Annotated in this window: 8 protein-coding genes and 1 pseudogene; 4 read left to right on the top strand and 5 right to left on the bottom strand. The window is 75.8% G+C overall.

Translation table 11 applies throughout. The features are described 5' to 3' along the window. The 3 genes from Q6969_RS10205 to Q6969_RS10215 form a co-directional block, all read left to right on the top strand. A partial coding sequence (locus tag Q6969_RS10205) for a PepSY domain-containing protein (protein WP_317230341.1) occupies positions 1 to 583 on the top strand: 583 nt, incomplete at its 5' end. An 84-nt stretch (positions 584 to 667) separates the two neighbouring features. Continuing rightward, positions 668 to 1903 carry an amidohydrolase gene (locus Q6969_RS10210; protein ID WP_317230342.1) on the top strand — a complete coding sequence of 412 codons (1236 nt, stop codon included), beginning with the start codon at positions 668 to 670 and terminating at the stop codon, positions 1901 to 1903. Between the two features lie 31 nt (positions 1904 to 1934). Then, positions 1935 to 2174, top strand: a complete 240-nt coding sequence (locus Q6969_RS10215; protein WP_317230348.1) for a hypothetical protein — start codon at positions 1935 to 1937, stop codon at positions 2172 to 2174. A 6-nt stretch (positions 2175 to 2180) separates the two neighbouring features. Here the strand turns inward: Q6969_RS10215 and Q6969_RS10220 are convergent. Further along, positions 2181 to 2663: pseudogene (locus Q6969_RS10220) on the bottom strand (DoxX family membrane protein); the annotation flags it as partial. A gap of 99 nt (positions 2664 to 2762) precedes the next feature. Between Q6969_RS10220 and Q6969_RS10225 the strand changes: the two are divergent. Next, a complete protein-coding gene (locus tag Q6969_RS10225) occupies positions 2763 to 3290 on the top strand; it encodes a DinB family protein (RefSeq protein WP_317230343.1) in 528 nt (175 codons plus the stop codon). 6 nt (positions 3291 to 3296) lie between these two features. Here Q6969_RS10225 and Q6969_RS10230 read toward each other — a convergent pair whose 3' ends face one another. From Q6969_RS10230 to Q6969_RS10245, 4 genes are all read right to left on the bottom strand, one after another. Further along, entirely contained in the window at positions 3297 to 4397 is a 1101-nt protein-coding gene (locus Q6969_RS10230) for a hypothetical protein (RefSeq protein WP_317230344.1), read from the bottom strand. Next, positions 4394 to 5557 carry a hypothetical protein gene (locus Q6969_RS10235; RefSeq protein ID WP_317230345.1) on the bottom strand — a complete coding sequence of 388 codons (1164 nt, stop codon included), beginning with the start codon at positions 5555 to 5557 and terminating at the stop codon, positions 4394 to 4396. Before Q6969_RS10235 ends, Q6969_RS10230 begins: the two co-directional genes overlap by 4 nt. Before the next feature lie 109 nt (positions 5558 to 5666). Next, a complete protein-coding gene (locus Q6969_RS10240) occupies positions 5667 to 6899 on the bottom strand; it encodes an acyl-CoA dehydrogenase family protein (protein WP_317230346.1) in 1233 nt (410 codons plus the stop codon). Next, positions 6896 to 8266, bottom strand: coding sequence for an LLM class flavin-dependent oxidoreductase (locus Q6969_RS10245; RefSeq protein WP_317230347.1), 1371 nt, complete (start codon positions 8264 to 8266; stop codon positions 6896 to 6898). The genes Q6969_RS10240 and Q6969_RS10245 overlap by 4 nt, the downstream gene beginning before the upstream one ends. Positions 8267 to 8740 lie beyond the last annotated feature (474 nt).

The following is an 8740-nucleotide window of genomic DNA, read 5'->3' on the forward strand; positions in this document are numbered from 1 at the left end:
CCTCCTCGGCGGCCTCGCGCTCGCCGGCTGCTCGGACGCCGGCACCGCACCCGCGTCCGCGCCCGGCGCCGTGCCGTCGTCCGCGTCCGCCGCGCCGACCGCCGGCACGGACGGATCCGCCCAGCTCCCCGCCGACGGCGCACTCGCGGCCGCGGTCGAGACCGCCATCGCCGCCGTCCCCGGCAGCGCGCTCCTCTCCGTCGACCAGGAGGCCGGCGGCACCTCATGGGAGGTCGTCGTCGCCGAGCAGGACGGCCGCGAGCACGAGGTGCACACCGGCGCCGACGGATCCGCCATCACCGCGGGACCCGTCGCCGACTCCGACGACGCCGACGACCTCGCCGAGAACGCCGCCCTCCTGCAGGCCGCCCGCGTCTCCCCCTCCGACGCCGCCTCCGCCATGACGGGCGCCGTCGCCGGCACGATCACCGAGCTCGGCCTCGACGAGGACCGCGGCACCGTCGTCTGGGAGGGCGACGTCGTCGACGCCCAGGGCGTGACCCACAGCGTCCGCGTCGACGCCGGCTCCGGCGACGTCGTCAGCCAGTCCGTCGACGACCGCACCCCCGACACCGACGACTGAGGCCGGGCCCGGGAGCGGGAGCGGGCATAGCCTGGATCCACCAGTCCCCACGAGGGACGCCACCCACCACGAGGAGGATCCCCGATGGACGTGCACCCCGGTGTCACCCTGCTGGACGACGACGTGCGGGACGCGCACGAGCTGTTCCGCTCGCTGCACGCGCACCCCGAGCTGTCGATGCAGGAGCACGCGACGGCCGCCGCGATCGAGGCCTACCTGGAGGCGGTCGGCGCGGAGACGACCCGCTGCGGCGGCACCGGCGTGGTCGGGATCCTCCGCAACGGCGACGGCCCGGTCGTCGCGTTCCGCGCGGACACCGACGGGCTCCCCATCCTCGAGGAGACCGGGCTCGCGTGGGCCAGCCGCGACACCGGGGTGCAGCGCGACGGCACCGAGGTGCCCACCATGCACGGCTGCGGCCACGACTTCCACGTGGCGGCGGCGCTCACCACCGCGCAGGCCCTCGCCGGGAACCGGGACGCCTGGGCCGGCACCGTCGTCTTCGTGTTCCAGCCGGGCGAGGAGACCGGCGAGGGCGCCCGCGCCATGCTGGCCGACGGCCTCTGGGACCGGGCCCCGCGCCCCGAGGTGGTCCTCGGCCAGCACGTGTTCCCGCTCCCCGTCGGCATGGTCGCGACCCGCGAGGGCGCGTTCATGAGCATGTCGGACTCCTGGCGCGTCACCGTGCGCGGCCGGGGCGCGCACGGGTCGCAGCCGCAGAACTCCATCGACCCGATCGTCGCGGCCAGCGCGATCGTGCTCCGGCTGCAGACGGTCGTCGCCCGCGAGACCGACCCGCAGGCCGCGGCCGTCGTGACCGTGGGCACGTTCCAGGCGGGCACGAAGGAGAACATCATCCCCGAGCACGCGGTGCTCGGCCTCAGCATCCGCACCTTCGACGCGGCCGTGCGCGAGCGCGTGCTGGCGTCGGTGCGGCGGATCATCCTGGCCGAGGCCGCCGCGAGCGGGGCGCCGGAGCCGGAGATCGAGGAGATCGTGTCCTTCCCGCTGAACCGCAACGACCCGGAGGCGACGCGCGGCGTCGTCGCGGCGCTCACCGCGCAGCTCGGCGCCGACCGCGTCGTGGAGTCGCCGCCCATCATGGGCAGCGAGGACTTCGGCATCCTCGGCGAGGCCATCGGCGTGCCGACCGTCTACTGGGCCTTCGGCGGCGTCGAGCCCGAGGCGCTCGGCGGCGCGACCCCGCCTCCGGGCAACCACACGCCGCAGTTCGCGCCCACCATGGAGGGCACGATCGAGACGGGCGTGCGGGCCGCGACGGCCGCCATCCTCTCCCGCGTCGGCACCGCCCGGCGCTAGTCCCGTCCGACACCCACCCGGAGGAGATCCCATGACCGATGCCGCGATCGGCGGGGCCGTCGTGCTCCCGCTGCTGCTCGTCTACGTCGCCCTGGTCGGCGCGGCCCTGCTGCAGGTCGTCCGCGACCGGCAGCTCAGCGGGCTGGCGCGGGACCTCTGGATCGTCGCGATCGTCCTGCTCCCGGTGCTCAGCACGATCGCCTGGTTCGGCGTCGGCCACCGGACGGCCGAGGCGGCGCGCACGATCGCGCGCCTCCGACCAGGCGCGTAGCCCGCCCCGTCCGCCGCGCCGGTTCCGCCAGGCCGACCACGCGCCCGTGGACCACAGCGCCCAGATCACGAGCAGCGGCTGGAACACGAGGCGGATGGCGCGCGCGGCATCGGTCTCCAGGCCGAAGGCCGGTGTGCGCGTGACGAGCTGGGAGATGTTGCCGGGGAAGATCGCGACGAAGAACAGCGCCACCACGGCCCCGACCCCGACGCGCCAGCGGCCGAGCAGCACGAGCGAGAGGCCGAGCGCGATCTCCACGACGCCGGAGGCGAGCACGACGAAGTCCGGGTCCAGGGGCAGCCAGGTCGGCACCTGGGCCTGGAACGACTCGCGCGCGACGGTCAGGTGGCCGGTGCCGGCGAGCACCAGCACGAGGCCGAGCAGGATCCGCGCGAGCGTGCGCGGCAGGGAGCGGCGGCCGCCGTCCTGAGCGACCCGCGGATCGGCGGCGGACTCGGCACGCGGACGGGAGGCGGGGCGGGAGGTCATGCGCCCAGTCTGACCCGCGGCGGATGCGCGCGCCCTCCACGCGGATCCCCGCGCCCGCAGCCCTTCCCCGGGTGCCGGAACCGGTCCTAGGCTCCCGCCATGACGAGCGACACCGCCGACGCCCTCGGCCCCGACGACCGCCCCCGCCCGCCCCGGGCCGACGAGCGCGCGTGCCTCACCGGCTTCCTCGCCCTGAACCGCGCCACCGTGGTCCGCAAGGCCCGCGGCCTGTCCGACGCCGACGGCGCGCGCCGCGTGCTGCCGAGCGCCACCTCGATCTCGGGCGCGCTCCGCCACCTCGCCGACGTCGAGCGCTCGTGGACCGTCGAGCTGATGGAGGCCGGCGACTACGACCGGCGCTTCGGCGGGGACGACGACCCGGACGGCGAGTGGGACGTCGGGCCGACGGACTCGCTCGCGGAGATCCTCGCGGACTACGAGGCGGCGTGCGCCGAGAGCGACGCGGTCATCGCGCGGCACGACCTCGACGACATCGCGGTCGCGGGCCCACCCGAGGAGATGCCGTCGCTCCGCTGGATCGTCGTGCACCTCATCGAGGAGACCGCGCGCCACGCCGGGCACGTCGACGTGATCCGGGAGCTCGTCGACGGCACCACCGGGGAGTGACGCGCCTCACCCCGTGACGACGACCGCGATCCACCAGGCGACGACCAGGAGGATCGGCACGCCGACCGCGATGACGCCGCCGATCGTGGGCGTCATCCGCAGGCGGCGTGCAGGCCGCGGACGCGATGCGCGCCCCGGATCGGGCAGGCCCGCGGCCGGGAGCACCGCCGGGTCGGCCCGCCAGCGCTGCCACCGGTCGACCTTCGCCGCGAGCGCGGACACGGCCTCGACCACGTCGCGCCAGCGCTCCGGGTCCCGCGTGACGACGTCGTCGAACGAGGTGAGCAGCAGCCGGTCCCCCACCACCTCGATGTCGAGGCCCCGCACGCGGTCGATGAGCACCGCGAGGACGTCGGGCGTGAAGAGGTACAGGGCGTCGCGCTCGCTGCCGGCCTCGCAGTGGAGGGCGTAGTGGCGGTCGAAGTCGCCCTCGAGCGAGAGGCGCTGCTCCCGGTCGGGCCGCGACGCCATGGTCAGCGCCCGGCGGACGAGGCCGCGGCGGGCGGTGACGCGGATGTGCGGCATGTCGGCGCCGAGCCGGATCATGGCGTACCCGCCGAAGCGCGGCGCCCCCTCGCGGCGGCCGGCCGTGACGATCTCGTGGTTGCCGAGCTCGATGCCCGATGCGCCGGTCGGCCGCATCACGCGCGTGATGTCGAAGTAGCGGCGCGCGGACCCGAAGTGCCCGTCCGACATCGGCCCCGGCAGGTACGTCATCCCGTTCGCCTCCCCGAACCGCACGAGCCGCAGGTGCGCGCGGTAGCCGCCCCGGCGCTCGCGCGACCGGATCACCCAGCTGCCGAAGACGACCAGCAGGATGGCGAAGAGGGCGCCGATGAGCCCCTGGAACAGGGCCTGCTCGCCCGCGTCGGGCGCGCCCTCCTGCAGCGTCTCCGCCATGACCGCGCCCATCAGGGCGAGCGCGAGGACGCTGTCCCACATCAGGAAGTGCATGAGGAAGGAGCGCGCCCGGGGCCCGATGCCCTCCGCCTCCGGATGCGCGCGGCGGAACTCCCGGCGGAACGCGCGGAGCTCGCCGCGGCGGATCCGCCCGGTGAGGGCGGCCGTGTCGAGCCGCGTCCGCGGGAGCGTCCGGCCGCGGGTCACGGCAGCGTGGTGATCAGGAAGCCGGCGCCGAGGAAGGCCGCGGCGAGCGCGATGAGGAGGAAGAGCCCCACCGTGGGCCGGTTCCGGAGCCGCCGACCGGCCGCCGCGACCCCGCGCGACCGACGCGTGCGGCGGCGGGCCCGGCCCGGCGCGGGCACGGCGAGGGACGGGTCGGCGCCCGTGAGCACCGACTCCTCGACGCCCTCGAGCGACGCCAGCCGGTCGTCGCGCCAGCGCTCCCAGCGGTCGACCTTCGCCATGAGCGCGGCGGTCGCGTCGATCACGTCGTGCCAGCGGTCGGGGTCGAGCGTCACCATGTCGGCGGGCGAGCGGAGCAGCAGGCGGTCGCCGCGGATCTCCACGTCGAAGCCGCGCACCCGGTCGACGAGCACCGCCATGACGTCCGGGGTGAAGAGGTACAGCGCGTCGCGCTCGTACCCCTCCGGGCAGTACAGCGCCGCATGCCGGTCGAAGTCGCCCTCGAGCTCCAGGCGCTGGGAGCGCGCGACGTCCACGGTCGGCGTCATGGCGCGGCGGAGGCGGGTGCCGTGGGAGAGCACCCGGATGTGCGGCAGCTCGCGCCGCAGCCCGACCATCGCGTAGCCGCCGTACTGCGTGATCCCGGCGGCCTGCGACCCGCGGTCGAGCTCGTGGTTGCCGAACTCGACGGGGCGCGCCGTGCGCGGCCGCATGACGCGCGTCACGTACATGCCCCGGGCCGCCGCCTCGCCCATGTGCGCGTCCGCGAGGGGGCCGGGCGCGTAGCTCAGGCCGTTGACCCGGCCGAAGCGCGCGAGGCGGTAGTGGGCGCGGATCGTGCTCCGGCGGCGGCGGGTGCGGATCAGGCGCCACGCGAAGAACACGCCGGCCCCGAACATGGGCAGGGCGAACACGGACATGCCGAGGGCGTCGCCGCGGTCCTCCGGTTCCCGCGCGAGGAGCGCGCCCCCGAGCCCGGCCAGGAGCAGGAGGCCGCCCAGCGGGATCGTCACCGCGGCGAGGACGCCGGACGCGATGCGGCCGAGCGCGAGGAGCGGCGACACGATCGCCGGGAAGCGGGCGGTGAACTCGCGGCGGAACCGGCGGAGGTCGTCGCCGTCGATGCGGCCGGTCAGCGGGGTCGTGTCCAGCTGGGCTCGGCTGGGCGCGTGCGTCGTCATGGATCCCCTCGTCCCGCGGCATCCCGGCCGCTCCTCCACCGTACCGACGCCCCGGCGCGCCCCGGACCGGAGGGCGCCCCCAGGTCGGGCGGCAGGCGGGCGGCGGCCGTCAGCGCGGGAACGCGGTCGGGCCGACCTTCCCGTAGGCCTCCCACGCGGCGACCGGGCCGCGGCCGGAGACGGCGCGCTCGCCGATGACGCGGGCCTTGTAGATCGCGGGGTTGTGGCTCGCGACCACGCGGGCGTTCCGCCAGTGCCGGTCGAGGGCGCGCGCGCCGGAGGTGGCGGACGCTCCCCCGACCTCGAACAGCAGCGTCGCGGCCGCGGGGACCTGCTCGACCGCGTGCACCTGCGCCTGGTAGACGGCGTTCTCCGCCGAGTCGAGCGGCTCGACATCCAGCGGCTCGCCGGGCGGCGCGGTCGCGACGGCCTCGTCGAGGCGCGCCGCGGCCGCGAGCGTCGCGGCGCGCACGGTGAAGGCGGTCGTGGAGATCCGCCCGACGACCTCGAGCACCTGCGGGTCGTCCTCCGGGCGGGCGGCGGTGGCGTGGACGTACGTGCGCGTCCGACCCCGCACGTACGCCGCGGCGTCGCGCTCGACCTCGGCGGCGATGCCCGCCAGCACGGCCACGAGGTGGAGCTGGTAGAACGCCTGGATGTGGGAGAGCGGGGCCTCCCGGTAGGCGGTGACGGTCGCCGGGTCCACCTCGACGCCGTCGAAGGTCGTGGTGCCGCTCGCGGTGAGGGTCTGCCCGAAGGCGTCCCAGTCGTCGACGGCGGTGACGCCGGGGGCGTCGGTGGGGATCGCGAGGGTCACGCGCTCGACGCCGTCGGCCGCCGCGCGCCCGGCGGCGAGGTAGATCCAGTCGGAGTAGAGCGTGCCCGTGGAGTAGTACTTGGTGCCGTCGAGGATCCAGCGGCCGTCGCGCTCGGTGAGCGTGGTGGAGATGTCGGCGAGCGTCGTGCCGGTCTGCTCGCTCGTGGCGTTGCCGACGATCGCGCCGTCGGCGATGCGGCGGATCCACGCGTCGCGCGCGGCGCCGGGCGGCCGGCGGAGCACGAGCTCGACGTAGCCGAAGTGGCCGCGGAGCAGGTGCCCGACGTTCGCGTCGGCGGCGGACAGCTCGATCACGAGCTCGACGAGCTGCGCGAGGGACGCGCCGTGCCCGCCGTCCGCGACGGGGAGCCGAAGCGCGCCGAAGCGGGCCTCGCGGAGGAGCGCGACCGCGTCGAACGCGAGCTCCCGGTCGCGCTCGCGGCCGACGGCGCCCTCGCGGATCCGGTCGAACAGGGGCTGGAACGCGGCCCGCAGCTCGGCGGTGGTCGGCCCGCCGGCGGTCACGAGAACGCACCGCGGTACGCCGCCGCGGGGTGGCTGTCCGGCAGCCGGTCGCGCCCGGTGAGCTTGTGCCGGAGCGTGCCGGGCTCGTACTCGCGCTGCTGCAGCCCGCGCTCCTGGAGCACCGGCGTGACGTGGTCGACGAAGTCCTCGTAGCTGCCCGGCAGGGTCCAGTTGATGACGTTGATGCCGTCGACGCCCGCCTCCTGCCAGCCCGCGAGCACGTCGGCGATCTGCTCCGGCGTGCCCACGACGCGGCCGCGCAGCTTCGCGGAGAGCCGGGCGAGGTCGGCGATGGTCGGCTCCCGGTCGGGCGACGCCTCCCGCAGCCAGTTCAGGTGGCTCTGCCCGGCCTGCGTCTCGACCTGCGAGAGCGGGGTGGCCGGATCCAGCTGCTCGCCCGTCCGCGGGTCGAAGCCGAGGTTGGAGTGCAGGAGGAAGCCGTCGGCGCTCAGGTACTCGTCGATCTCGGCCTCGTTGCGCTTCGCCTCCTCCTCGGTGCTGCCCGTGATGAAGGAGAGGCCGAGCCAGAAGGAGAGGTCGTCCGCCCGGCGGCCGGCGTCCACGGCGAGCGCCCGGGTGTCCTCGATGAGGGCGCGGGTCTTCTCGGGCGTGGACGACAGGATGAACTGCGCCTCTGCGTTCCGGGCCGCGAAGCGCCGGCCGACGGGCGAGGACCCGGCCTGGAAGAGCACGGGCGTGCGCTGCGGCGACGGCGAGGACAGGTGCGGGCCCGCGACCCGGTAGCGCGGCCCCTCGTGGTCGATGCGGTGGATGCGCGACGCGTCCGAGAACACGCCCCGCTCCTTGTCGCGCTGGAGCGCGTCGTCGTCCCACGAGCCCTCCCAGAGCTTGTAGACGACGTCGAGGTACTCGTCGGCCCAGGCGTAGCGGGCGTCGTGGTCCTCGAGGCCGTCGTGCCCGAAGTTGCGGGCGGCGCCGTCGAGCGCGCTCGTCACGACGTTCCAGGCGATGCGCCCGTTCGAGATGTGATCGAGCGTCGACACCTTGCGGGCGAAGTCGAACGGGTGCGCCTGCAGCACGGAGCTCGTGAACGCGAAGCCGAGGTGCTCGGTGCTCACGGCGAGCGCGGAGATCAGCACGGAGGGGTCGTTGCTCGGGAACTGCAGGCCCTCGCGCGCGTTCACGTCGTAGGCGCCGTCGCCCGGTCCGTAGAGGCCCACCACGTCGGCGAAGAACATGGCGTCGAAGCGGCCGCGCTCGAGCGTCCTCGCGAGGTCGACCCACAGGCGGACGTCGTCGAACTCGTGCTGGCGCGCCTCGGGGTGCCGCCACAGCCCGTGCTGGATGTGGCTGGCGGTGTTCATCACGAAGGCCGCGAAGCGGAGCGGGGGCCGGGCGTCGGGCATGGAGGTCCTCTCGTCGGGTCTCCAGCGTCGCACGGGTGGGGAATCCCGGGCCGAGCGGGCGTAGCGCTCCGTCATGTGCCGGCCGAGGGCCCGGGGCGCCGGCCCTCCGCTCCGGGAGCGCCGGCCTCCGCGGGTGCCGACGGCGGTCGGGTGTGCGCCGTCCGCCCGGGCATCCGGGTGCGCGGCTACCGTCGGCCCCGTCGCGACCCCGCCGGGCATCTCCCGGGGCCGCGCCGCGCATCCACCGGCTCCGGCATCCGTCCGGGCCGGCCTCCGCCACGCTCGTGGCCGTCCTCGAAGGAATCCCATGCCCCCTCGCCCCTCACCCGTCCCGCCGCGACGCGCCGCGCTCGTCGCCGTGGTCGCCCTCGGTGCCGCCCTCCTCGGCTCCGCCCCCGCGGTCGTCGACTCGGAGCCCGCCCGGGCCGCCGCGCCCCCGCCCGCGACCGCCGACTCCGCCACCGCCACGCCGTC

The sequence above is a fragment of the Clavibacter sp. MX14-G9D genome (assembly GCF_032917815.1).
In the GTDB taxonomy this organism is placed as follows: Bacteria; Actinomycetota; Actinomycetes; order Actinomycetales; family Microbacteriaceae; genus Clavibacter; species Clavibacter michiganensis_K.

Coding starts and splice junctions, on each gene's coding strand:
- Q6969_RS10210 (WP_317230342.1), top strand. CDS start 668: ATGGACGTGCACCCCGGTGTCACCCTGCTGGACGACGACGTGCGGGAC.
- Q6969_RS10215 (WP_317230348.1), top strand. CDS start 1,935: ATGACCGATGCCGCGATCGGCGGGGCCGTCGTGCTCCCGCTGCTGCTC.
- Q6969_RS10225 (WP_317230343.1), top strand. CDS start 2,763: ATGACGAGCGACACCGCCGACGCCCTCGGCCCCGACGACCGCCCCCGC.
- Q6969_RS10235 (WP_317230345.1), bottom strand. CDS start 5,557: ATGACGACGCACGCGCCCAGCCGAGCCCAGCTGGACACGACCCCGCTG.
- Q6969_RS10245 (WP_317230347.1), bottom strand. CDS start 8,266: ATGCCCGACGCCCGGCCCCCGCTCCGCTTCGCGGCCTTCGTGATGAAC.